This window comes from Amycolatopsis sp. NPDC026612, from assembly GCF_040638285.1.
GTDB lineage: Bacteria > Actinomycetota > Actinomycetes > Mycobacteriales > Pseudonocardiaceae > Amycolatopsis.
Window position 1 is genome coordinate 52,937 of the sequence record NZ_JBEZYB010000010.1, and the last position, 23,451, is coordinate 76,387.

General features: G+C 72.6%; 22 protein-coding genes. 9 read left to right on the forward strand and 13 right to left on the reverse strand.

Annotated features, from left to right (window positions below):
* Window positions 1–65: 65 nt before the first annotated feature.
* Together AB0F15_RS13135 and AB0F15_RS13140 are read right to left on the reverse strand one after the other, a co-directional pair.
* A complete protein-coding gene (locus tag AB0F15_RS13135; RefSeq protein ID WP_360269546.1) occupies window positions 66–1,118 on the reverse strand; it encodes an aldo/keto reductase in 1,053 nt (350 codons plus the stop codon).
* Window positions 1,119–1,181: 63 nt separating this feature from the next.
* Window positions 1,182–1,649 carry a VOC family protein gene (locus AB0F15_RS13140; RefSeq protein WP_360269548.1) on the reverse strand — a complete coding sequence of 156 codons (468 nt, stop codon included), beginning with the start codon at window positions 1,647–1,649 and terminating at the stop codon, window positions 1,182–1,184.
* 113 nt (window positions 1,650–1,762) lie between these two features.
* Between AB0F15_RS13140 and AB0F15_RS13145 the strand changes: the two genes are divergently transcribed.
* Complete coding sequence (locus tag AB0F15_RS13145; RefSeq protein ID WP_360269550.1) at window positions 1,763–2,752, forward strand: WYL domain-containing protein; 990 nt, start codon at window positions 1,763–1,765, stop codon at window positions 2,750–2,752.
* A gap of 169 nt (window positions 2,753–2,921) precedes the next feature.
* Here the strand turns inward: AB0F15_RS13145 and AB0F15_RS13150 are convergent, their stop codons facing one another.
* From AB0F15_RS13150 to AB0F15_RS13160, 3 genes are all read right to left on the reverse strand, one after another.
* Complete coding sequence (locus tag AB0F15_RS13150) at window positions 2,922–3,431, reverse strand: hypothetical protein (RefSeq protein ID WP_360269552.1); 510 nt, start codon at window positions 3,429–3,431, stop codon at window positions 2,922–2,924.
* 101 nt (window positions 3,432–3,532) lie between these two features.
* Window positions 3,533–6,487 (reverse strand): BTAD domain-containing putative transcriptional regulator, encoded by a 2,955-nt coding sequence (locus AB0F15_RS13155; protein ID WP_360269554.1) that lies wholly within the window; start codon window positions 6,485–6,487, stop codon window positions 3,533–3,535.
* Between the two features lie 104 nt (window positions 6,488–6,591).
* The gene (locus tag AB0F15_RS13160) at window positions 6,592–7,311 is read right to left on the reverse strand and encodes a DJ-1/PfpI family protein (RefSeq protein WP_360269556.1); all 720 of its coding nucleotides are present in this window, start codon (window positions 7,309–7,311) and stop codon (window positions 6,592–6,594) included.
* 99 nt (window positions 7,312–7,410) lie between these two features.
* Between AB0F15_RS13160 and AB0F15_RS13165 the strand changes: the two genes are divergently transcribed.
* Window positions 7,411–8,388 carry a GlxA family transcriptional regulator gene (locus AB0F15_RS13165; protein ID WP_360269558.1) on the forward strand — a complete coding sequence of 326 codons (978 nt, stop codon included), beginning with the start codon at window positions 7,411–7,413 and terminating at the stop codon, window positions 8,386–8,388.
* Between the two features lie 116 nt (window positions 8,389–8,504).
* Window positions 8,505–10,079 carry a YibE/F family protein gene (locus AB0F15_RS13170; protein WP_360269560.1) on the forward strand — a complete coding sequence of 525 codons (1,575 nt, stop codon included), beginning with the start codon at window positions 8,505–8,507 and terminating at the stop codon, window positions 10,077–10,079.
* A 1-nt stretch (window position 10,080) separates the two neighbouring features.
* On the opposite strand, the gene AB0F15_RS13175 is transcribed toward AB0F15_RS13170, so the two are convergent.
* Window positions 10,081–10,722: a hypothetical protein gene (locus AB0F15_RS13175; RefSeq protein ID WP_360269757.1), complete on the reverse strand. Its 642-nt coding sequence runs from the start codon at window positions 10,720–10,722 to the stop codon at window positions 10,081–10,083.
* 2 nt (window positions 10,723–10,724) lie between these two features.
* The gene (locus tag AB0F15_RS13180) at window positions 10,725–11,291 is read right to left on the reverse strand and encodes an MBL fold metallo-hydrolase (protein ID WP_360269562.1); all 567 of its coding nucleotides are present in this window, start codon (window positions 11,289–11,291) and stop codon (window positions 10,725–10,727) included.
* Window positions 11,292–11,439: 148 nt separating this feature from the next.
* Between AB0F15_RS13180 and AB0F15_RS13185 the strand changes: the two genes are divergently transcribed.
* The 3 genes from AB0F15_RS13185 to AB0F15_RS13195 all read left to right on the forward strand — a co-directional run bounded on the left by AB0F15_RS13185 (window position 11,440) and on the right by AB0F15_RS13195 (window position 13,967).
* Window positions 11,440–12,315 (forward strand): peptidylprolyl isomerase, encoded by an 876-nt coding sequence (locus AB0F15_RS13185; protein ID WP_360269564.1) that lies wholly within the window; start codon window positions 11,440–11,442, stop codon window positions 12,313–12,315.
* A 156-nt stretch (window positions 12,316–12,471) separates the two neighbouring features.
* Window positions 12,472–13,308 (forward strand): hypothetical protein, encoded by an 837-nt coding sequence (locus AB0F15_RS13190; protein WP_360269565.1) that lies wholly within the window; start codon window positions 12,472–12,474, stop codon window positions 13,306–13,308.
* 95 nt (window positions 13,309–13,403) lie between these two features.
* Window positions 13,404–13,967: an AAA family ATPase gene (locus AB0F15_RS13195; RefSeq protein ID WP_360269567.1), complete on the forward strand. Its 564-nt coding sequence runs from the start codon at window positions 13,404–13,406 to the stop codon at window positions 13,965–13,967.
* 7 nt (window positions 13,968–13,974) lie between these two features.
* On the opposite strand, the gene AB0F15_RS13200 is transcribed toward AB0F15_RS13195, so the two are convergent.
* Window positions 13,975–14,754 carry an enoyl-CoA hydratase-related protein gene (locus tag AB0F15_RS13200; protein WP_360269569.1) on the reverse strand — a complete coding sequence of 260 codons (780 nt, stop codon included), beginning with the start codon at window positions 14,752–14,754 and terminating at the stop codon, window positions 13,975–13,977.
* Window positions 14,755–14,876: 122 nt separating this feature from the next.
* Here AB0F15_RS13200 and AB0F15_RS13205 point away from each other — a divergent pair, with 122 nt between their 5' ends.
* Window positions 14,877–15,701: an alpha/beta hydrolase gene (locus AB0F15_RS13205; RefSeq protein ID WP_360269571.1), complete on the forward strand. Its 825-nt coding sequence runs from the start codon at window positions 14,877–14,879 to the stop codon at window positions 15,699–15,701.
* 57 nt (window positions 15,702–15,758) lie between these two features.
* A complete protein-coding gene (locus tag AB0F15_RS13210) occupies window positions 15,759–16,274 on the forward strand; it encodes a DinB family protein (RefSeq protein ID WP_360269573.1) in 516 nt (171 codons plus the stop codon).
* Between the two features lie 66 nt (window positions 16,275–16,340).
* On the opposite strand, the gene AB0F15_RS13215 is transcribed toward AB0F15_RS13210, so the two are convergent.
* The 3 genes from AB0F15_RS13215 to AB0F15_RS13225 form a co-directional block, all read right to left on the reverse strand.
* On the reverse strand, window positions 16,341–16,682 hold the full coding sequence (locus AB0F15_RS13215; protein ID WP_360269574.1) for a hypothetical protein: 342 nt from the start codon (window positions 16,680–16,682) through the stop codon (window positions 16,341–16,343).
* 16 nt (window positions 16,683–16,698) lie between these two features.
* Window positions 16,699–18,333, reverse strand: a complete 1,635-nt coding sequence (locus AB0F15_RS13220) for a hypothetical protein (protein WP_360269576.1) — start codon at window positions 18,331–18,333, stop codon at window positions 16,699–16,701.
* Between the two features lie 204 nt (window positions 18,334–18,537).
* A complete protein-coding gene (locus tag AB0F15_RS13225; protein ID WP_360269577.1) occupies window positions 18,538–18,975 on the reverse strand; it encodes a MarR family transcriptional regulator in 438 nt (145 codons plus the stop codon).
* 52 nt (window positions 18,976–19,027) lie between these two features.
* On the opposite strand from AB0F15_RS13225, the gene AB0F15_RS13230 reads away from it, so the two are divergent.
* Entirely contained in the window at window positions 19,028–20,317 is a 1,290-nt protein-coding gene (locus AB0F15_RS13230; protein WP_360269579.1) for an amidohydrolase family protein, read from the forward strand.
* On the opposite strand, the gene AB0F15_RS13235 is transcribed toward AB0F15_RS13230, so the two are convergent.
* The gene (locus tag AB0F15_RS13235) at window positions 20,293–22,647 is read right to left on the reverse strand and encodes a bifunctional (p)ppGpp synthetase/guanosine-3',5'-bis(diphosphate) 3'-pyrophosphohydrolase (RefSeq protein ID WP_360269580.1); all 2,355 of its coding nucleotides are present in this window, start codon (window positions 22,645–22,647) and stop codon (window positions 20,293–20,295) included. The two genes, AB0F15_RS13230 and AB0F15_RS13235, sit on opposite strands and share 25 nt — an antisense overlap.
* A 285-nt stretch (window positions 22,648–22,932) precedes the next feature.
* Window positions 22,933–23,451, reverse strand: a complete 519-nt coding sequence (locus tag AB0F15_RS13240; protein WP_360269581.1) for an adenine phosphoribosyltransferase — start codon at window positions 23,449–23,451, stop codon at window positions 22,933–22,935.

Genomic DNA, 23,451 nt, shown 5'->3' on the forward strand with positions numbered 1-23,451 from the left:
AGGAGGCGGACGGCGAGGTCGCCGTCGAATCACTCTGGGCGTCTCCGAGCGACGCCTGGTTCCGCTCAAGCTGGTGTCTCTCGGCGCGCTGCCCGGGTTCGGGTAGTGCGCCGGCGGAGTTCCGGCTGCGCGAGCGCCGGAGCGACGTAGGCGACATCGACCGGTCCGACGTCGGTTCCCGGCGGCACGATCTCGTCGATGCGGTCGAGCAAGCTGTCGTCGAGGAGCGTGCCGGCTCCCGCGAGCAGGTCGTCGAGCTGCTCGGGTGTGCGTGGGCCGATGATCGCCGAGGTGACCGCCGGGTGGGCGGTCACGAACGCCAGCCCGAGGTGGGGCAGCGACAGCCCGGCCTGTTCGGCGAGCTGGGCGAGTGCTTCGACGGCGTCGTGCTTGCGTTCGTCGGTCATGTGCTGCCGCGCCCAGTGCAGGCGGCCGGCCGACGCCGTTTCCGCGCTGCCCTTGCGGAGGCGACCGGCGAGCAAGCCCATCGCCAGCGGGCTCCACACCAGGACGCCCAGCCCGTGGCGCTCGCAGACCGGCAGGATCTCGCGTTCGATCCCGCGGTTGAGGATCGAGTAGTGCGGCTGCTCGGAGCGGAAGCGGGCCAACCCGCGCTGTTCGGCCACCCACTGGGCTTCGACGATGTCCGATGCCGGCAGGTTGGAGTGGCCGATCGCGCGTACCTTGCCCGCGCGCAGCAGGTCGGTCAGCGCGCCGAGGGTTTCCTCGACGTCGGTGCCGGGTTCAGGGTGGTGGGCCTGGTAGAGGTCGATGTGGTCGACGCCCAGGCGGCGCAGCGATCCTTCGACGGCGGAAACGATCCACCGGCGGGAACCGCCGCGCTGGTTGGGGCCGGATCCCATCGGGCCGCTGAACTTCGTGGCCAGGACGACGTCGTCGCGGCGGCCGCGCAGGGCTTTCCCGACGATCTTCTCGGATTCGCCGTCGCCGCCGTAGACGTCGGCGGTGTCGATGACGTTGATGCCGGCGTCGAGGGCGCGGTGGACGATGCGCACGCAGTCGCCGGGATCGGGGTTGCCGTACGGCCCGAACATCATCGTGCCCAGGGCGTAGGCGCTGACCTGGATGCCGGTCCGGCCGAGCGGGCGGGTCTGCATGGAGGTTTCTCCTGTGCGGTGGAGGAGTGCGGCCGGGACCGGCCGCACTCCTCGCGGGGAAGGTCAGGCCTGGGCGTACTCGGCCGCGACGTCGACGATCCAGGTGACGCCGAAGCGGTCGGCGAGCATCCCGAAGGCGGGCGCCCACTGGACGGGGCCGAACGCCTCGATCACGGTCGCCCCGGTGGCGAGGCCCTCCCACACGGGGGTGACCTCGTCGATGCTCTCGCCGCGCACGGAGAGGAAGAACTGTTCTTTGGTGATCGTGGTGCCGTTTTCGCGACGCGTGCTGGGCGCGCCCGGGGCCGCCGGTGCGTGCTCGCCGGGCACGTCGTAGGCCATGATCCGGAAGCCGTTGTCGGCGACGACCTGGCCGAACACGACGTTCGTGGCGCCGGGCAGTTCGGCGGGCATCCCGAAGTCGGCGTAGGTGGCGAGGGTGAGCTGCCCGCCGAACACCGACTGGTAGAACTCCAGGGCTTCGCGGGCCTGGCCGTGGAAGTTCAGGTGGGCGACAGCGTTGAGCGACATGGTGTTCCGGTCCTTCACGAGTGGTTCTTGTCGCCGGAGGCTTCCGGCGACAAGAACCACGATGGCAGCAGTACCGGTCAGGGAACGTCCGCTACTTGTGGCAGGGTGAAGACATGCCGATCGCCTCCTCGACGACGACCTCCAGCCGGCTGCTGTCACTGCTGTCGATGCTGCAGGCGCGCCGTGACTGGCCGGGCGGCCTGCTCGCCGAGCGGCTGGGCGTCAGCGAGCGGACGGTGCGCCGCGACGTCGACCGGCTGCGCGAGCTGGGTTACCCGGTGCAGGCGGTCAAGGGCCCCGACGGCGGCTACCGGCTCGAAGCGGGCAGTCAGCTGCCGCCACTGCTGTTCGACGAGGAGCAGGCGGTCGCGCTGGCCGTGGCGCTGCGGATCGCCGTCGGGACGGGGGCGGGCATCGAGGAGGCGGCCGCGCGGGCCCTGGCCACTGTGCGGCAGGTGTTGCCGTCACGGTTGCGGCAGCGCGTCGATGCCATCGAAATCAGCGCGGCCGGGCGCGGCGCCGATCCGCAGGTCGACACCGGTGTCCTGCTCACGCTGAGCGCCGCGGTCCGCGCCGGGGAGGAGCTGCGGTTCGACTACCGCTCGCCGGGGCGTCCCGAGGACGCCGAGCCGCGCCCGCCCCGCCGGGTGCAGCCCCACCACCTCGTGGTGCGGGCCGGGCGCTGGTACGTCATCGGCTGGGACCCCGACCGCGACGGCTGGCGGACTTACCGTGCCGACCGGATGACACCGCGGGTCCCGACCGGGCCACGGTTCGTTCCCCGTGAAGTGCCGGGTGGCGACGTGGCCGCCTTCCTGGCGGCCCGGTTCAAGGGCTCCGAGAGCGCGGACGCCTGGCCCTGCCGCGGTGAGGTGATCCTCGACCTGCCCGCGGCGGAGGTGGCGCCGTTCGCCGGCGACGGTGTCGTCGAGGAACTCGGCGCCACCCGGACCAGGCTGACGACGGGGTCCTGGTCCTGGGCCGCCCTCGCGGCGGCGCTGGCCCGCTTCGGCACCGAGATCGAGGTGGTCGCCCCGCCGGAGCTGCGTGCGGCGTTCGCGGAGCTGTCCCGTCGCGCCGGCCGCGCCGCGGGGACCGGCTAGGTGTTCTGTCCGGGGAGCCAGGACGAGTTCGAGAACAACACCACCCTCCGCGCGGTCGAGGGCGGTGCTTCCCGTGGGGCAGAGCGTGGGGCACAGCCCTACGGGAAGCCGCTGGATGACGCCGGTCCGCTACCGCCGGATCAGCCCGGAAACCGTGAAAACCCGCAGGTCAACAGCCGCAGGTGTAGTACGTGATGTCCCAGTGGTTGCCCTCGTCGCAGTACAGGTTGCCGGACGCCGCCTTCCACTGCGGGTAGCCGTCGCCGCGCAGGCCGATGTAGCCGAAGCTGTTCTTGATGTAGGCGTCGATGCAGCTGTTGTGCGCGACGTCCACCTTGTAGCCGTTCCAGTGGCTGTAGGTGCCGGACGCGTGCCCGGTCTCGGTGCCCCCGGTGATGTTGACGGCGCAGCCGCTGGCCCGCTTCAGCGTGATGACCCCGCTGACCGTGCTCTGGTTGATCTGCTCGTAGGACGTGCAGGTCGAGACGTTCCGGTTGGTGCAGCCGCCGCTCGACGAGTGCGTCACCCCCGCCGCCGACAGCTGCGACGCGGCCTGCGCCTGGGTGAGCTTGGTGACCTCGACGCTCGCCGACGCGGTGCCGATGGTGGCGAACACCGCCGTCGCGGCGGATGCGGCCAGCCCCAGTGCCACCCGCGCCAGCATCCGTTGTCCCGGCATGACTTGCCTCCTCGCCTGTGACGATCCGAACGCCGGTGAGCCAAATCGGGACGGCCATAACTTCGCCAAACGCCGTGGGCGGGCGCCGGGCCGGGCGCCGCTCAGGTCCTGATCTTCGTCAAGACTTCACGGGTCCGGTCCCGGTCCGGGGATTCGCTGGTGACGGCGTTGATTTCGCGCAGCGCCCGCAGTTCCCACAGCGGGAACCCGAGCTCCCGGAACAAGCCGGCCGCGGTGTGCAGCAGCCGGGCCGCCTCGACGGCGGCGCCGTCTTCGGCCTGCGTCCGCCCGAGGCTGAGCAGGGCGTACCCGGCGCCGCGGCGGTCGCGCAGCTCGCGGAACACGTCCAACGCGAGCAGCAGGTGCCGCCGGGCGTCGGCCGGGTCGCCCGCGCGGCGGCGGGCTTCGGCGAGGCTGCGGTGGGTGTAGGCGGCGGCGTGCCGGTGCCCGATCTGCTCGAACAGCGCCAGCGACCGCGTCAGGCAGCGCTGTCCGTCGGCGAGTTCCCCGGCGTCGGTGTGCAGGTCGCCGAGGCTGCGCAGGACGTGGGCCTCCCAGTGCCGCTCGCGGGTGCGGACGGCCCCGCCGAGTGCGCCGGTGAGCAGGTCGGCCGCCTGGTCGTGGCCACCGTGGCGGCGCAGGACGTCGGCGTAGCGCTTCGCGGCCTGGTCGTGCCAGCGGCCGTCGTCGCATTCCCGGGCGAGCAGGATGCTCACCTCGAAGCTCTCGACCGCGCCGCGCACGTCGCCGACGTCCTCGGCGAGTGAGCCGAGTTGCGCCGCCGCGGCCGCCTGCCCGCGGCGGTCCCCGCAGTCGCGCAGCAGACCGAGCGCTTCCCGCAGCTCCGCTTCGGCCGCCCGCGGATCACCGCTGTCGAGGTGGACGTCGGCGAGCGCGGCCAGCACCGCGCCGGTGCCCTGCGGGTCGTCCAGCGCGCGGTAACGGTGCTCGGCCATGACGAAGTAGTTCCGCGCCCGGCGCCAGTGGCCGTTCTGCCAGTGCACCGCACCGAGTTGGTGGAGCTTCTCGGCCTCCGCGCGCGGATCCCGGCGGCGGCGGGCCGCGGCCAGCCCGAGCACCGAGACGGCGCGGGCGGTGTGGCCGAGCCACGGGGTGCCCGCCAGCGCGGTGCAGGCGTCCGCGAGCCGTTCGGTCAGCTCGTGCCAGCCGTGCGCGCTCGCCAGCTGCACGGCGGCGGCCAGGTGGCCGGTCTCCTCGGCCGTCCAGGCCGCCGGGTCGGCCGCGATCCGCCGAACGAGCACCGGATCCGGGTGGGGCGGCCCGGGGGCAGGCCGGCCCCGGGCGTGTTCGGCGAGGGCCAGCGTCGCTTCGCAGGCCCGGCGCAGCGCGGCCCGATCGGCGGGCGCCGGGTCCTCGGCCAGCACCAGCCGCACGAACGGCGGCACCGACCACCGCGACCCGGTCTGGTCCAGCAGGTGGGCGGCGGCCAGCGCGTCGAGCCGGTCGCGGGCCTCGGCCGGTGGCCGGTCGAGCAGCGCCGCGGCGCACCAGTCCGGGACCGGGACGCCGAAGGCGGCGAGCAGCCGCAGCAGGGACACCTCGGCGGCGGACCGCTCCCGCAGCGCCGAGGTCACGGCGGCGCGGACGCCGAGGTCGCCGGCGGTCAGCTCGTCCAGCCGGCGGCGGTCGTCGGCGAGCCGGGCGGCGAGTCCGTCGACGCGCTGGTTCGGCCGCGTCGCGAGCTTCACGCCGGCGATCCGGACGGCGAGCGCGAGACCGGCGCAGTGCACGAGAAGCCGTTGCGCCGCTTCGGGTTCCTCCCGCAGCCGCCCCTCCCCCGCGATGGCCGCCAGCAACGCCCAAGCGTCCTCGGTGGACAGTGCGGGCACCGGGATCGGCCGTGCCCCGCACAGTCCCGGCAGCTCCCGGCGCGCGGTGACCAGCGTGGCGCAGCCGGGCCCGCTCGGCAGCAGGGCACGCACCTGGGCTTCGGACGCGGCGTCTTCGAGCAGCACCAGCAGCCGCCGATCGGCGGTGTAGCCGTGCCACAGCCCGGTCAGCCCGGCGCGGTCGGCCAGCTCCGCGGGCGTCGCGCCGAGCCGGCGCAGGAACCCGGTCAGCACGGTCGCCGGCTCGGCCGGTGTCCCGTCCGGGGCGCGCAGCGAAGCGGTCAGCTGGCCGTCGGGGAACCGGCGACGGGCCCGCCAGGCGGCCTGGACCGCCAGCGCGGACTTGCCCGCCCCCGCGGCGCCGTGGAGCACGACCGGCGCCGGGCCCCGCAGCGCCCGGGCGACGTCGGCGAGCTCGGCCGCGCGCCCGGTGAAGTCGGGCACCGCGGGTGGGAGCTGGGCTGGCGGCCCCGGCGTCGTCCACTCCGTGCCGGCGATCCGGCGGTACACGGCGACGAGGTCGGCCCCCGGCCGCACGCCCGCCTCGTCCCACAGTGCCCGCCGGGTCCGGCGGAGCACCTCCAAGGCCGAATCCCGGCGGCCGACGGCACCGAGCGCGGCGGCGAGCCGGGCGGCGAACCGCTCGTCGGCGGGGCGTGCCGCGACCACCGGATCGAGCCGCTCGACCACGGACCGGCCGTCGCCGTCGGCGAGCTCCAGCTCGACCAGCTGCAGCAGCGCCGCCGACCGCCGGTCCTCCAGCCACAGCTTGTGCGCCTCCAGCAGCGGGCCGCCCGCGACGTCGGCGAAGGCGTCGCCCCGCCAGCACGCCAGGGCCCGCTCGAGGGCGCGGCGGCGCTGCGCCCGGTCGTCGGCGCCCGCCGCCAGCAGCGCCAGGAAGTCGTCCGCGTCCAGCTCCCCCGGCTCGACGGCCAGCGCGTAGCCCCGTGGCCCGGACCGCAGCCGCTGCCCGGCCTCGGCGGCCCCGAGGCCGGGCGAGAGCGTCTTGCGCAGTTTCGACACGGTCACCTGCACGATCGCCGCGGCACTCGACGGCGCGCCGTCCGGCCACAGCTCGTCGATCAGGGTGTCGCGGCCGACGAACCGGCCGGAGCGCGCGAGGAGGACGGCGAGCAGCCGGCGCGGCTGGGCCGCGGACGGCAGCGCGACGGTGGCCGTCAACGGGCCGAGGACCTGGAACCGCACGGCTACAACACCCCACCCGCGAGATCACCTGATCGAGTGAGCTGAATCTAACCGTCCTACGCGCCGGGGGAAGCCCGCTCACCCGGATGGCCGACGTCGTTCGCTCAGGCGTGCGCGAGCAGCTTCGCCAGCAGCGCCGGGTTCCCCGCCAGCCCCGCGCGCAACGTGCGCTCGCGCAGCGGCTTCAGGTCGCCGTGCGGCGGATTCGCCCAGTCCAGCCTGCCCTGCGGGGGCTCCGGGTCGTATTCGACGGCGAACTGGATGTTCGTCGCCAGCTGCCGTCCGGCCAGCCGTTCCACCAGGTGCAGGGCCAGGTCGATGCCCGCCGAGACGCCCGCCGCGGTGATCACCGGGCCGTCTTCGACCCACCGCCGCGCGACCGGCGTCGCTCCGAGGCCGGTCAGGAGGTCGCGGAACATCCAGTGCGTCGTCGCCTGCCTGCCTTCGAGCAGCCCGGCCGCGCCGAGGATGAGCGAGCCGGTGCAGACCGACGTGACCAGCTCGGCGCCCTCGGCCGCGGTGCGCAGCCAGCCGAGGAGCTGCTCGTCCGCCATGGCGTGCAGCGTCGGCACCGTGCCGCCGGGCACCAGCACCGCGAAGGGGGACGGCACCTCGCCGAACGTGTGGCTCGGCGCGATCCGCAGCGGCGTGTCGGTGCCGACGGTGTCCTTCGTGGCCCCGACCACGACGGTCCGGTAGCTCGGATCCAGCTGCGCCAAGGCGCTCAGCACCTGCAGCGGGCCGACCAGGTCGAGGGGTGTGAGGCCGGGGTACACGACGAAGGCGATGGTTTTCCGCTCGTCGGTCTTCTGCTCAACGGTCATGCCGTCCACCGTGGCGGGACGGCCGTACCCCGGGTGGCGCGGATGGCCGGATTCCTGCGAACCACGTCCCAGCGCCGGTCCGGCTGCTAGCGTCCGATCATGCCAGGCTCACCCAGACGGGTAACGATCGTCGGTTACGCCGACGCCGAGCTGCTGGACATCGCCTGTCCCGCCGATGTGTTCGATGCCGCGAACCGGCTCGGCGCGCGGCCGCCGTACGAACTCCGGCTCGCTTCGGTCGACGGTCACGCCATCCGCACGAGCTCCGGGCTGACGATGCAGCCGCACCTGCGGCTCGACCAGGTCGCCGGCGAGCTCGACACGCTGGTCGTCGCCGGCGGCTGGGGCAGCACGGCCGCGGCGGCCGACGAGCGCGTCCTGGCCCACGTCCGGCGGCTCGCGCGGACCAGCCGCCGGGTCGCGTCGGTGTGCACGGGCGCGGAGGTCCTCGCGGCGGCCGGGCTCCTCAACGGCCGCCGCGCGACGACGCACTGGCGGTACGCCGCGCGGCTGGCCAGGGACTACCCGTCGGTGACGGTGGACCCGGTCCCGCTGTACATCCGGCACGGCAACGTCTACACGGCGGCGGGCGTGACGAGCGGACTCGACCTGACGCTGTCGCTGGTGGAGGCCGACCACGGCCCGTCACTGGCGCGCGAGGCCGCCCGCGCGCTCGTCACCTACCTGCAGCGGCCGGGGAACCAGGCCCAGGTGAGCCTCTTCCTCGCCGGCCCGCCACCGGAGCACCGCGAGGTCCGCGACCTCACCGCGTACATCACCGAGCACCTCGACGCCGACCTCGGCACCCCGGCGCTCGCGGCCCGCGCGGGCATCAGCACCCGCCAGCTGACCCGCCTGTTCGACGCCCACCTCGGCACGACCCCCGGCCGCTACGTCCGCACGATCCGCACCGAGCACGCGGCCCGGCTGCTGTCCGGCACCGACCTCCCGCTGGCCACGATCGCCCGCCACTGCGGCTTCGGCTCGACGGAGACGCTCCGCCAGGCCTTCCTCGACCACTTCGACACCCCGCCGTCGGCCTACCGCCGCGTCCACGTCCGCCAGGCCTACGGCTGACCCGTGTCGTTTGTCCAGGTCCGCGAACCTGGCTGGACGACCCGGCGCATCGGGACGAACCGGGCCGTCGGCGGCCCCTCGCGCGGAGTGCGGAATCCCGCTGTCAGGATGTGCGGGTGGACCGCCCTGACCTCGACGATGACGAAACCGGCCCGATCCGCCGGATCACGGACGAGGTGTCCCTTTCGCCGGGCCACGGGACGTCCGGAACGCCGGGTACGTCCCGGAAACCCGTCCGCCGGACGCCGGCCGACCCCGCCCGCCGCCGGACCGACACCGGCGCCCAGCGGGTCACGGCGGCCGACCGGGCGGACACCGGAACCCAGCGCGCCGCTCGCCGGGGCGACACCGGGCCGCAGCGGGTTCCCGAGCCCGGCGCCCGGCCGCGACGCCCGGCCACCGCGGAAGCCCCCAAGGCGGGATCCCCCAAGGCCGAGGCCGCGCCCACCGGACACGGACATGGCCACGGCCACGGGCACGGACCCGCCGCCCCGGCGTCACGCCGCGTGCGGCTGCTGCTGATCTGGCTGCTCGCCCCCCTCGCGGTCGCCACCGTCGCCGGGATGATCGTGCTGTACCCCTGGGGAAAGCCGGCGCCGACGAGCGTCGTTCCGCAGGGCACGCCGGTGCACGCCGCCGTCGACGCCACCACCACCGGGCCGTGCCTCGCGCAGGGGCAGGTGCAGGTCGGCGACCAGACGGATCCGAACGCGAAGCCGTGCCTGACCGTCCAGCTCACCATGACCGACGGCCCCGCCGGCGGGAAACCGCTGCGGCTGACCGTGCCGATCGAGCCCAGCACCCCGCGCTTCGCCGCCGGTGACGCCGTCGTCATGGCCTACAACGGCGGGAACGCCGCCGATCCGGCGAGCTTCCAGCTGGTCGACTTCCAGCGCGGCACCCCGCTGCTGGTGCTGGCCGCGCTCTTCGCCGTCGCGGTGCTCGTGCTCGGGCGCTGGCAGGGCATCGCCGCGCTCGTCGCGCTCGGACTGTCCTTCGTCGTCATCGCGCTGTTCATCCTCCCGGCCATCCTCGCCGGAGAAAACCCGCTGGTCGTGGCCATCGCGGGCGCGGGCGCGATCATGTTCATCGCGTTGTACCTGACCCACGGGCTGTCCGCGAGAACGTCCGCGGCCGTGCTCGGCACGCTCGTCAGCCTCGCCCTCATCGGCGTCCTGTCCGCGATCTTCTCCGCCGCGGCCTCGCTGACCGGGCTCGACGACAGCACGTCGACGCTGATCGGCTCGCTCGGCCACGGCATCGACGCGCGCGGGCTGCTGCTCGCCGGCGTCGTGATCGGTGCCCTCGGCGTGCTCGACGACGTCACCGTCACCCAGACCAGCGCGGTCTGGGAGCTCCGCCGCGCCAACCCGGACCTGACCTGGCGCGAGCTGTACAGCTCGGGGCTGCGGATCGGCCGCGACCACGTCGGTTCGGCGGTCAACACCCTCGTGATGGCCTACGCCGGAGCCGCGCTGCCGGTGCTGCTGTACTCGTCGATCTCCGGGGTCGGGCTCGGCGCGCTGCTCGGCAGCGAGGACATCGCGCAGGAGATCATCCGCACGCTCGCCGGCAGCGTCGGCATCGTCGCGGCCGTCCCGGTGACCACCGTCCTGGCCGCCCTGATCGCCTCCCGCGAGCCGGCCGGGCACCTCAGCCCCGCGAAAGCCGGGAAAGCCGTCACGGCCTGACTCAGTCCAGCGTCGCCACGAACCGGCTGACGGCCTCCATCGCGAAGCGCTGCACGTACTTGCCCGACGGCGCCACCGACGCCAGCCGGTAGAGCGGGCGTTCCGCGACGCCGGAGCCCCGCGCCTCCGCCTTCAGCTCGGCGACCAGCAGCTCGCCGAACACCAGGCCGTTCGCCTCGGTGTTGTTCATCAACGCGTTCGCGAGCTTCCGCAGCTGCATGATGCCGAGCTCGCGCCCGCCGGTGCCGGAGAACACCGCGAGGTCGACCTTCGCCACCTTCCCCCGCTGCCCGGCGTTGACCAGCAGGCTCACCGTGCGGCTGCCTCGGACGTCACCGACGACGAGGTCGAGGCGGGTCGCGGTCGCCAGGTCGACGCGGCGCAGCCCCCACGTGCGCACGAGCAGCGTCGAGCCCTCCAGCCACACGCGGCGCCGGATGCTGACCGCCATCACATACAGCAGCGGCAGGGCGATCACCAGCGCGACGACCAGGCCGGCCACCGTGCCGCCGATCAGGCCGGCGATCCCGCCGAACGCCGCGGCCACGATCACCACGCCGATCAGGCCCGAGATCCCGCGGCGGCGGCGGCCGCGGGGGTCTTCTTCGAACAGTGCCAGCCGCTCGGTCGGCTCCTGCGCCATGCTCACGCCCCCGTCCCGGCGAGGAACGGGTTGCCCGCGCGTTCCCGGCCGATCGTCGTCGCCGGGCCGTGGCCCGGCAGCACCACCGTGTCGTCCGGAAACTCCGCCAGCAGGCCCCGCACCGCTTCCGCGACGTCGCCGCGGCCGACGGACCCGGCGAACAGCGTGTCGCCGGTCAGCGCGAGCCGGCCGCCCTCGGCCGTCCGCAAGGCGAGGACCACCGATCCCGGGGTGTGGCCGGGCACGTGCCGGACGTCGACGTCCAGACCGGCGTAGGTGCCCGGCTCGAGCGGCACGCTGTCGCCGTCGAACAGCGCCGCGTCGGCGGGGTGCAGGTGCACCGGGACGCCGTGTTCGGCCGACAGCGAGGCCGCCGAAGCGACGTGGTCCGGGTGCCCGTGGGTGGCCAGCAGCGCGGCCGGGACCAGGCGGTGCTCCGCCAGCGCGGCGGCCAGCGGCGAAGCCACTTCCTCCCCCGGATCGACGACCACGCACGGCCCGCCCGCGACCTGCGCCAGCAGGTAGCAGTTGGCCTGCAGCGGGCCGCTGCCGAACCCGACGACCAGCACCGAACGCCTCCCCGGACTTCCGCGCCGGATGGCGCCGATCACGATCGGGTTGAGACTAGCGGGCCCTGTACATGGTCCTCACAGGCTGTGCCCATACACTGCCGCTACCTCAGACGTGTGACACGAGCGGAAACCTGGAGGGTACGGGGTGGCGACCAACCAGCAGCGCCGCGAAGCTGCGAAGCGCAAGCTCGAGAGGCAGCTCGAGCGCCGATTGGAGCAGCAGAAGCGAGGCCGGATGATCGGGGCCGGCGTGGTCGGTGTCGCCGTCCTCGTCGCCGCCGGCATCGTGGTGTGGATCGTGAGCGCCAACAGCGGCGACACCACCAACGCCGCGGCCTCGTCGTCCTCGGCCGCCCCGCCGCCGACCGACCTGCAGATCCCGACGCAGCGCACCGCGCTGCCGAAGCGGGCGAAGCCGCTGCCGAACCCGACGACGTGCGACTTCAAGGCCGACGCGACGGGCAAGGCGCCGAAGAAGGTGAACGTGCCCGACGGCAAGAACGTCCCGTCGACCGGCACGGTGAACGTGACGCTCAAGAGCACCGCGGGCGACATCCCGCTGACTCTCGACCGGGCGCTCGCGCCCTGCGCGGTGCAGAGCTTCATCAGCCTCGCCAAGCAGAACTTCTACGACGGCACCATGTGCCACCGGCTCGGCACCGAGGGCCTGCAGATGCTGCAGTGCGGTGACCCGTCGGCGACCGGCGACCCGACGGCCGACGGTCAGGGCGGCCCCGGCTACACGATGCCGGACGAGGCGTTCCCGGAGATCAAGTACGGCCGCGGCATCCTCGCCATGGCGAAGACGCAGGCCCCGAACTCCGGCGGCAGCCAGTTCTTCATGGTCTACGGCAGCGCAGACGGCCTCCCGGCGGACTACTCGGTGTTCGGCAGCATCAGCGACGACGGCCTGAAGGTGCTCGACGCGGTCGCGAAGGCGGGCATCGCCAACCCGAACCCGCAGGACGGCACCGGAGCGCCGACCAAGCAGGTGAAGTTCACGGGCGTCACCGTCCAGTAGCACGGCTCGCAACCGCCCTTCCCGGACATCATCGTGACATCCGGGGAGGGCGGTTTCGTGCGCCCGGGGAACAAGATCTGAACCGCGTCCGCGCCGGCCCCGTGTAAGGGGCAACACCGCCAGACCCGCCGGGGTCGCCGGGGAGAGGTGCCGACGATGGTCGAGAACCGGACTGCCGCGGTGCGCCGCGTCCTCGGGCGAGCCGGTCAGGCCGGCTGCGCCGGTGTCCTCTTCGCCGTGCTCGCCGGCGGCCCGGCGATCGCGCAGGCCGGCCCGCCGCCGCCGGTCAAGTACTTCATCGTGCCGCACGCCGACAACCCGGCCGACATCACGCTGTTCAAGATCGCCGAACGCGCGCTCGGGGACGGACGGCGTTTCCCCGAGATCTTCCAGCTCAACCAGGGCAGGCTGCGGCCGGACGGCACGCCGTTCACCGACCCCACGGCGATCGAGCCCGGTCAGGTGCTCCAGCTGCCCGAGGACGCCACCCAGGACCCGGCCGTGCAGTTCGGCCCGCTGCCGGCGGCGCCACCGCCTGCGCCCACGCCCGCGGCCGCGCCACCGCCCGCGGCCAAGGCGGCTGCCGCCGAAGAGACGTCCGGTCTCGGCGTCGGCCTGGCTTCGGCCGTCAGCGGCTCGGGCGGCCTGCTGACCGGCCTGCTCGCCGGGCTCTGGTGGCGCCGCCGCCCGCAGCTGCTTCCCCCGCCGCCGTTCGAACCACCGCCCGCGCGCGAGGAGGACGACGACGGCTCCGGCTCGGTCAGCGGCACTCTGCCGCTCCCGATCGTGGTTCCCGAACCGCGTCCGGACGTCGTGCTGCGCCCGGAGCCGATCACGGCCGAGCACGCGATCATCGTCCTCGACACCGCCGAAACCCAGGTGATCGCCGCGGTCCGGCCGGGCTCGCAGGTGCGGTTCCGGATCGGCCGGGAACCGGATTTCGCGGACAGCTCCACCGTGCTCGTAGTCGACGAAAGCGGTGCGGGGTCGTGACCTCGCGGCGTGCGCGCGGGATCACCCTGCGCTGAACGGATCAACCGGCGCCGGAACACTGGCCATCGGGCCACCGGTCCCGCAATAGTCGTCTCATGACCTGGGATCCGTTCGGCACCCTCCAGAAGACGCTGTGGATCGGCGGCGCCCCCTGGACCGGGAAGTCCACCGTCGCGCGGCTGCTGGCCGAGCGGCACGGCCTGACGACCTACCACCACGACGACCGGGCCCGGCCCGGCACCCCGCTGCCGGACGACCTCCCGGCAGGCGACCAGCTGACCGCGATGATGGCCGAGTTCGGGCACCGCTTCCGCAGCGCCCTCGAGGAGCTGCGCGCGCTGACCTCGCCGCGCCCCATCGTCGCCGAAGGCCGGGGGCTGCGGCCGGAGCTCGTCGCCCCGCTCGTGGACTCACCCGGCCGGATGGTGGTGCTGGTGCCGACCGAGCTGTTCCGCCAGCACCAGCTCCGGCACCGGCCGGACGAACCCGCGATCCCCGTGCAGCGCACCCGGCTGACGCGTGACCGGATGCTCGCCACGCACGCCGTCCGGGCGGCACGGGACCTGGGCATCCGCGTCATCGAGATCGACGGCAAGCTCGATCCCGCCGGGGTCACCGACGTCGTCGCCGAGCACTTCCGCACATACCTCGACGCCTGAGGGCCGGTCAGCGGAAGGTGAAGCGCGGCGGGCGCCGCTCCAGGAACGCGGCGACGCCCTCGGCGTAGTCCTCACCGTGCAGCGCTTCGGAGCGGATCTCCGCCACCTCGGCGTCCGGGGTTTCCTGCCCGGCGACGATCTTCTCGATGATCCGGTTCATCCCGCGGATCGACGCCTGGGAGCGCGCGCACAGCGTCGCGACGAACGCCAGCGTCGCGGATTCGAGGTCTCCGGCCGGGAAGACGTCGTTGAGCAGGCCGATCTCGCGGGCGCGACCGGCGGTGATCAGCTCGCCGGACAAGAGGAAGTACTTGGCGTGGGCGGGGCCGACGAGCGACACGAGCTGGCGCGTCGAGTCGAAGTGGTAGACGATGCCGAGCTTCGCGGGGGTGATGCCGAACCGCGCGTCCTCGGCGGCGAACCGGAAGTCGCAGGCGACCGAGATCTGGCAGCCGCCGCCGATGCAGTTGCCCTGGATCATCGCCACCGACGGCTTCCGCAGCGCGGTGAGGGCGGCGACCGCGCCCTCGACGGCCTTGTCGTAGCTCGCCGCGCCTTCCGCCGTGGTGCGCAGCTCCCCGAACTCGCTGATGTCGGCGCCCGCGGAGAAGTTCCGGCCGGCACCGGCGATCACCAGCACCTTCAGCGCCGGATCGGCCTCCACCTCGGCCACGACGTCCGGGATCGCCGACCACATGCCGTAGGTGATGGCGTTCATCTTCTCTGGCCGGGTCAGCGTCAGGCGCGCCACCTCGCCGTCGCGGGTCAGGTCGAATCCGTCGGTCATGAACCGGGAATGTAACAGCGGCGCGAAGCGCCTCCGTTGAGGGCGGTGGTGGGGAGGAAGGCGGAGTTCTCGCCCTCAGCGAAACCGGCGGTGTGACGCGGTCGGGTCGCTAGCTTGGGGCCATGGCGACGTTCGAAGTGAACGGGACCGCGTTCGGGTACGACGAGGCGGGCGAGGGGCCCGCGGTCGTCCTGCTGCACGCCGCGATCGGTGACCGCCGGATGTGGGACGCGCAGTTCACCGAGCTCGCCGCCGGCCACCGGGTGATCCGCTACGATCGCCGCGGTTTCGGCGAAACCGGCGGCGAATCCGGCGAACACGCCCACTACGAGGACCTGCTGGCCCTGCTCGATGCCCGGGGGATCGAGCAGGCCGCGCTGGTCGGGGCGTCGATGGGCGGGGCGTGCGCACTGGACGCCGCGCTCGCCGCGCCGGAGCGGATCACCCGGCTGGTGCTGCTCGGCTCCGGCCTCACCGGGCACACGTGGCCCGATCACATGCTGGCGGAGCTGGGCGCCGCGGCCGTGCCCGCCGACCGGCTCGCCCGCTACCGCGCCCGGGAAGGCGACGTCGACCCGGCGGATGTGCGGGCCATGGCGGAGGCCAACATCCGGTACCTGGTGGCGGGTCCGGGGCGCGAGGTCTCCGTGCTGCCGGCCGGGATGGTCGCGCTGGTCCGGGAAATGTGCGAGCAGGTGTACCGGCACGACTGGACCGCTCCACAATGGACGGAGCGGATCCCGGACACCCGCCACCGGCCCGCCGACATCACCACACCCGCACTGGTGGTGATCGGAACGGCGGACGCGCCGGGGCTGGTCGAGCTGTCGGCCCACCTGGCGGAATCCTTGCCACGGGCCGAACTCGTCGAACTCGGCGGCACCGGGCACCTGCCGTCGATGGAACGGCCGGACGCGGTGATCGCCCTGCTGCGGAAGTTCCTTTGAGGGCTGTCCCGTAAATCCGGGTGCCCCTCTGCACCGCCCCGGGTAGCGTGCGTCGACATGGCATCGAAACTGGCGCGCCCCCCGCTCCAAGCGGACGAACGCACCGCGCTCATCGGCTGGTTGGACCTGCAGCGGCAAATCCTTCGCTGGAAGTGCGAGGGGCTGACCGACGACGACGCTCACCGCTCGGTCATCCCGACCTCGGCGGCCATGACGATGGCCGGTCTCATCTCGCACATGCGCTGGACCGAGCACACTTGGCTGGAGGTCTTGTTCGTCGGCGGCGACGAGAAGCAGAACCCGTCATTCGACGAGTCGGCTGAGGATGCCGATTGGCACACCGAAAGCCGCCCTCTCGCCGAGCTCATCGCGGAGTACGAAGCCCAGTGCGCCCGCAGCGACGCGATCGTCGCGTCGGCCTCCCTGGACGACGTCGGCCGGCACCCCGGCTTCCGCGCCGGTAGCGCCAACCTCCGCTGGATGCTGATCCACCTCATCGAGGAGACGGGGCGGCACGCAGGGCACGCGGACATCGTCCGGGAACTGCTCGACGGCACGAAGGGCTATTACTAAGTGGTTGCCACTTAAGGAGCGACCGCTTAAGCGCAGGTGATCACGGCGTCGGAGCTACGGCGCAGCTCAGCTGAAGATCTTCTGCACCTGGTCGGAGATCTTGGCGACCAGTTCGGAGAACTGCGCCACCCCGCCCAGCAGGCCCTTGACCTTCTCCCAGCGGCTGCGCACCACCGCCGGCTCAGCCTCGTCACCCGCGCGCAGGTCGGCCGACAGGTCGGTCAGCGTGTCCTCCAACACCTCCTGCTTGGCGAGGTCCTGGCCGCGCACCTCGGTGGTCAGCCGCTCGACCAGCTCGAGCAGCGACGACACGGCGGTTTCGGCGCCGCCGGCTTCGATGCCGGTCTGGGTGATCCGGCCGGAGTTGTCCCGGCCGATGCCGACCTTGTTCGTGATGCGGTGTCCCATCAGGCTTCCGTCCTGTTCAGGCGCCCGGGCGACGCGGGCGCGGGCCGCGCAGCCCGGTCTGGGTGATCGGGGCGCGGTTGTCGCCGCCGATGGTGATGTCGTTGTTGATCACGACCGCCGCCTGCTCTTCGAACTTCGCCGTCGAGAACCCGGCGTCGCCGAGGAGCTTGCCGATCGACGGCAGGAGCCGGCTTTCGATGATCTTTTCGTACCGTTCGATGTCCACGAGCTGGAAGTAGTCGCTGAACAGGTTCACCGACGCGAGTTCGCGCAGGGTGCTCGCGGCGCCGTAGCGGTCCGGGTCGAGGACACCGGGCTCCCGCTTCGGTTGCCGGATCCACGACGCCAGGTTCGCGATCCGGCCCGGCAGGCTCGCCGGCATCTCCAGCCAGGCCAGCAGTCCCTGCCCGAGCGGGCGCAGCGAGTCCGGCCGCATCTTGTCGACCACGCGGTACCCGGCCCGGATCGGCGGCAGCATGAACGGCGTCCACTCGACGTACAACGTCGTGTCGTCCACGGCGACGTGCAGGAACGTCGTGAGCACGAGGTCACGGTCCCAGGTCTCCACCTGGAAGGACAGGTAGTAGCGCGCCCATTCCTTCGGCTCGCTCCGGAGCCGGGCGACGTCGGCCGCGGTCAGCCGGGTGTGCGGCGGGTACTCGATGTCCGGCAGGTAGGTGGCGGCTTCCGGCTCCCCCAGGTGGTCGACGAGCTCGGCGGCCGGGGTGAACACCGCGTCGGTCACGGTCAGCCCGCCGAGCCGGTGGTCCGGCGAGAGCGCGCTCGCGTTGCGGAGGTCCGCGATCGCGGCGCGGACCCCGTCGTACAGCGCCTCGGTGGTGAGCTCCAGCCGGCTTTCGGCGTCTTCGAGCCGTTCCAGCGGGATCGCCATGGACCAGGCGTCGCGCCGGAACCCGGCGCCCACGAACGGGTTGTAGCCGCGGTACACCACCAGGGGCGCGCCGGGCGCGCCGGCGGACTCGTCCTCCTGCCGGTAGCGGGCGAGCTGATCGCGGAAGTCTTCGGTGAACAGCCCGGTGAGGCTGCCGCCGCTGTCGGTCTGCCGGGCGAAGCGCTTGAAGCGCGTCGTCAGCAGGTTCCAGAGGGACCAGCGTTCGATCGTCACGACCACGAGCACGACCACCGCGAGCACGATGCCGATGACCACCCGGGCGGTGTCGCCGCCCGACGACTCGTCGTCGTCGAAGTCGACGGAGTAGGCGTAGCGGGAGGAGTACCGGCTCCCCGAGTCGAAGATTTCGTCCGAATAGGACAGCACCAGCCAGGCGACGACCACCGCGACGGCGAGCAGGATCAGCGTCTTCGGGTTGAGCGACTTCCCCGGCCCGTAGGCGACCTTCCCCGCCCGCGCGACGACGAGCACCAGCGACAGCACGATCCAGCCGTACAGCAGCGGGTTGTCCCACAACAGCCCGATAACGACGGACATGAGCACCACCAGCAGCCCGTCGTAGTTCTTCCGGCGCGCCCGCGCCCGCACGGCCTCGGTGAGCACGCGGCCCGCGTCGAGCCCCGGCGACGGCGGGACCGGCCGGGTGGGCTCGACGAGGAACTCGGTGATCGCCCGTTTGCTGTAGGCGGGATCGAGGTAGGACGCAGCGCACAGGTAGCGCGTGGTGTCGTCGGCCATGCTGCCCCCTTTCGGATCGGGGGCCCGGATCGCCGGACAGCTCCCTCCCCCGCAATTTGCGGACCGTATCATGCAGCCACGGAAACCGGCACCGCATTTCCGGCAGCAATACCGGCACCGTCCTGCCGGGCCGCGATGTCCGTTGTGGACAGTCGGCACCCGAGGCGCGCTCGGCCAGGCAGTGCCGCCGCCGGCCGCCCTGGTCTAGGACGGCTCGATGCGCTCGACCAGCTCCTCGCTCCAGGACCGGATGGCCTCGGCCTGCGCCGGTGTCAGTGCGTCGAGGACCAGCCGGCGGACGTTGCCGGCGTGCGCCCGGGTCGCGCCGGCGGCGAGGCGGCGACCTTCCGCGGTCAGCTCGATGCTCGTGCGCCGCCCACCCGCGCCGTCCTCGGTCCGTGCCACGAGCCCGCGCTTCTCCATGCGTGTCAACAGGTGCGAGACGCGGCTCTTCTCCCAGCCGAGCGCGTCGGCGAGCTCGCCGACGCGCATCGGGCGCCGTACCGTCACCAGCACGCTGTACTCGGCCTTCGAGATGCCGCAGTCGCGTTGCAGGCCCCGGTCGAGCTCGCGGACGAGCAGGCGCTGCGCGCACATCCAGGTGTCCCAGAACGCCCAGTCCTCGGGGCTCATGTCCGCCATGACGGACAGTCTAAGGTAGAGTTGACACGTCAACTCTTGGGGAAGGGGCTTCATGAACACGCTCATCAGCGGCGGCATGGTGGTCAGCGCGGATCCGGCGGTCGGGGATCTCCTCCGCGGTGACGTGCTCATCGAGAACGGCCGGATCGCCGCGGTCGGCCCCGGGATCGACGCGGCCGGGGCCGAGATCGTCGACGCGTCGGGCAAGATCGTCATGCCCGGCTTCGTGGACACCCACCGGCACACCTGGCAGACGGCGTTCCGCGGTCTCGGCGCGGACTGGACGTTCGGCCAGTACCGCGTCGCCGCGCACGGCACGCTCGGACCGCACTACCTCCCGGAAGACGTGTACCTCGGTAACCTGTTCGGCCGGATCGAAGCGCTGAACTCGGGTGTCACGACCCTGCTCGACTGGTTCCACCGCGCCGACCGCCCGGAGAACGCCGACGCCGCGATCGAAGCACTGCGTGACGCGCCCGGCCACTCGATCTTCTGCTACGGCGCCGCGGGCCCGGACATCGGGCCGGAGATCCGGCGGGTCCGTGCCAAGCTGGCGGACGAAGACATGGCATTGGGCCTGCGCGGCCCCGTGATGTCCACAATGGACGAAACCGCCGCGGACGTCGCGCTGGCCCGGGAACTGGGGCTGCCGGTGAGCGTGCACGTCCACGGCACCGGTGGCTGGCCGCGAGGTGACCGGCCGATCGCGGAAATGCACGAACGCGGCCTGCTCGACGACCGCACGACCGTCGTGCACGGCAACGGCCTCTCCGACGACCAGCTGACCATGCTGGCCGACGTGGGCGGCTCGGTGTCGGTCAGCCCGGACGTCGAGCTGAAGATGGGCTTCGAGCCACCGATCACCGGCCGGGCGCTGGCGGCCGGGATCCGGCCGTCGCTGTCGATCGACGACTGCCCGTCCGCCGGCGGCGACATGTTCTCCGCCATGCGCACGGCCCTGGCGGCCGAACGCGGCGCCCTCACGACCCGGGACGTCCTCGCATTCGCCACTGTGGACGGTGCCACGGCCTGCAGGCGCGGCGCCCGGACGGGCAGCATCAGCGTCGGCAAGGACGCGGACCTCGTGCTGCTCGACGCCGAGGACCCGTCGGTCTTCCCCGTCGGCGATCCGGCCGGGACCATCGTCAGCGCCGGTCACCCCGGTCTGGTCGACAGCGTCTTCGTCGCCGGGAAGGCGGTCAAGCGCCACGGGATCCTGCTCGGCGTGGACCTCCCGGACCTGCGCGCGCGGCTGCTCGAGTCCCGCGACCGGATCGCCGCGGCCGCGGGGGTCGCCGTCGACGGGTCGTGGCGGCCTCAGGAAGCCGACGTCACGCGGTAGACGTCGTAGACGCCTTCCACGCCACGGACCACCTTCAGGACGTGGCCGAGGTGTTTCGTGTCGCCCATTTCGAACGAGAACCGGCTGACCGCGACCCGGTCGCGGGACGTGGTCACCGATGCCGACAGGATGTTGACCTTCTCGTCGGCCAGCACCTTGGTGACGTCCGACAGCAGGCGATGCCGGTCGAGCGCCTCGACCTGGATGGCCACGAGGAACACCGACGACGCCGAGGGCGCCCACTCGACCTCGACCAGCCGCTCGGGCTGGGACTGCAGGTCACCGGCGTTCGTGCAGTCGGTGCGGTGCACCGAAACACCGCCGCCGCGGGTGACGAAGCCGAGGATCTCGTCGCCCGGCACCGGGGTGCAGCAACGGGCGAGCTTGGCCCAGATGTCGCCGGCGCCCTTGACCACGACACCGACGTCGTTGGAGCCGCGGCGCCGGGTCACCGTCGACGGGGTGGCCCGCTCGGCGAGCTCCTCCTCCGCCGCGTCGACCCCGCCGATCAGCGCCACCAGCCGCTGCACGACGTGCTTCGCGCTGGTGTGGCCCTCCCCGACCGCCGCGTACAGCGACGAGATGTCGGCGTGGCGCAGCTCGGTGGCCACCGCGCCCATCGATTCCGCGGAGACCAGCCGCTGGATCGGCAGGCCGACCTTGCGGATCTCCTTGGTGATGGCTTCCTTGCCGCCTTCGATCGCCTCGTCGCGGCGTTCCTTGGCGAACCACTGCCGGATCTTGGCGCGGGCCTTCGGCGAACCGGCGAACTGCAGCCAGTCGCGGCTGGGGCCCGCGGTTTCCGCCTTCGAGGTGAAGATCTCGACGACTTCGCCGTTTTCCAGCTTGCGTTCCAGCGCGACCAGGCGGCCGTTGACGCGGGCGCCGATGCAGCGGTGCCCGACCTCGGTGTGCACGGCGTAGGCGAAGTCGACCGGCGTCGACTCCACCGGCAGCGTGATCACGTCACCCTTCGGGGTGAACACGAAGATCTCCCGCGAAGCCAGCTCGTAGCGCAGCGACTCGAGGAAGTCACCCGGGTCCGCCGCTTCCCGCTGCCAGTCGAGCAGCTGGCGCATCCACGCCATCTCGTCGACGTCCACCGCGTTGCCGGTGTGGGTGCCCTTGGTTTCCTTGTACCGCCAGTGCGCGGCGATGCCGTACTCGGCGGTGCGGTGCATCTCGTAGGTGCGGATCTGCACCTCGAGCGGCTTGCCGTCGGGGCCGATCACCGTGGTGTGCAGTGACTGGTAGACGCCGAACCGCGGCTGCGCGATGTAGTCCTTGAACCGGCCGGGCACCGGCTGCCACAGCGCGTGGACCACACCCATCGCCGCGTAGCAGTCGCGGACGTCCTCGACCAGGATCCGCACGCCGACCAGGTCGTGGATGTCGTCCAGGTCGCGGCCGCGGACGATCATCTTCTGGTGGATCGAGTAATAGTGCTTCGGGCGGCCCTCGACCTTCGCGGTGATCCGCGACGAGACGAGGTTGCTGGTCAGGTCGGTGATCACCGACCGCAGGTAGATGTCGCGCGAAGGGGCGCGGTCGGCGACCAGGCGCACGATCTCGTCGTACTTCTTGGGCTGCAGGATCGCGAACGCGAGGTCTTCCAGCTCCCACTTGACCGTGGCCATGCCGAGCCGGTGGGCCAGCGGCGCGAGCACCTCGAGGGTCTCGCGGGCCTTGCGGGCCTGCTTCTCCGGCGGGAGGAACCGCATGGTGCGCATGTTGTGCAGCCGGTCGGCGAGCTTGATGACCAGCACCCGGGGGTCCTTGGCCATCGCGATGACCATCTTGCGGATGGTCTCGGCCTCGGCGGACGAGCCGAGCTGCACCTTGTCCAGCTTCGTGACGCCGTCGACCAGCTCGGCAACCTTGTCTCCGAAGTCGGCTTTCAGGCTCTCGACGGCGTAGCCGGTGTCCTCGACCGTGTCGTGCAGCAGCGCCGCGACGAGGGTCGTGGTGTCCATGCCCAGCTCGGCGAGGATGGTGGCGACGGCGAGCGGGTGGGTGATGTACGGGTCGCCGGACTTGCGCCGCTGGTTGCGGTGCAGCTCCTCGGCGACGTCATAGGCGCGCTGGAGCAGCCCGAGGTCGCCGTTCGGGTGGAGCTCGCGGTGGATGACGGCCAGGGGTTCGAGGACCTGCTTGACCGGGGCGGCGCGCTGCGCGGTGATCCGCCGGGCGAGCCGCGCCCGGACCCGCCGGGTGGCGGACGGGTTCGGCGCCGCGCCGTTCGGCTTCGGCGGCGCGGGCTGTGCCGCCGCCTGCCCGTTCTGCTGGGCGCCCTGTTTCGGGGGCACCGCGGCGTCGAGCTCCTGGCTCACCCGCACCTCCTGCTGCTCGTGCGGCCTTCGGACCACCAGGGTAGCCGTTGCGCCTCGCAGCCCCGTCGGGTGCGCCCGTTCAGGCGCTTGGCGAGGCCGCAACCAGCAGGTTCACCGCCCCCCGATGTGCGGGAACCCGTCACCCACGTGATCCGGCCCGTCACTCGCGTGATTGAGGCCGGAACTCGCGAGTTCCGGCCTCAATCACGTCAGATCCGGCTCTGATCACGTGAGTTACGGCTTCGATCACGTGAGTTACGGCTCTGAGCACGTCGGTTGCGGGGATCAGCAGACCTGCAGGGTGTGGACCTTTCGGTCGCCCAGCACCTGGCGGCCGCCCAGGGCGGCCAGTTCCAGGACCACCGACACGCTGTCGACCACCGCGCCCGCGTCCTCCAGGAGCTTGCCGGTGGCCGCCACCGTGCCGCCCGTGGCCAGGACGTCGTCGAGGATCGCGATCCGCTGGCCCGGCTTCACCACGCCGGCGGGCAGCTCCACCGTCGCCGTGCCGTACTCCAGTGCGTAGTCCACCCGGCCCGCCACCTGCGGCAGCTTGCCGGGCTTGCGGATGAGCACCACGCCGAGGCCGCGGGCGTACCCGACGGCCGCGGCAAGGAGGAACCCGCGGGCCTCCACGCCGGCAAGCGCCTCGACGTCGTCGTCGAGGGTGCCTGCCAGCGCGTCGGTCACCGCTTTGAACGCACCCGCGTCCGCGAAGAGCGGGCTCAGGTCGCGGAACAGCACGCCGGGCTCGGGGAAGTCCGGCACCTCGCCGATCAGGGCGAGGGCATCGTCGAGCTGCAC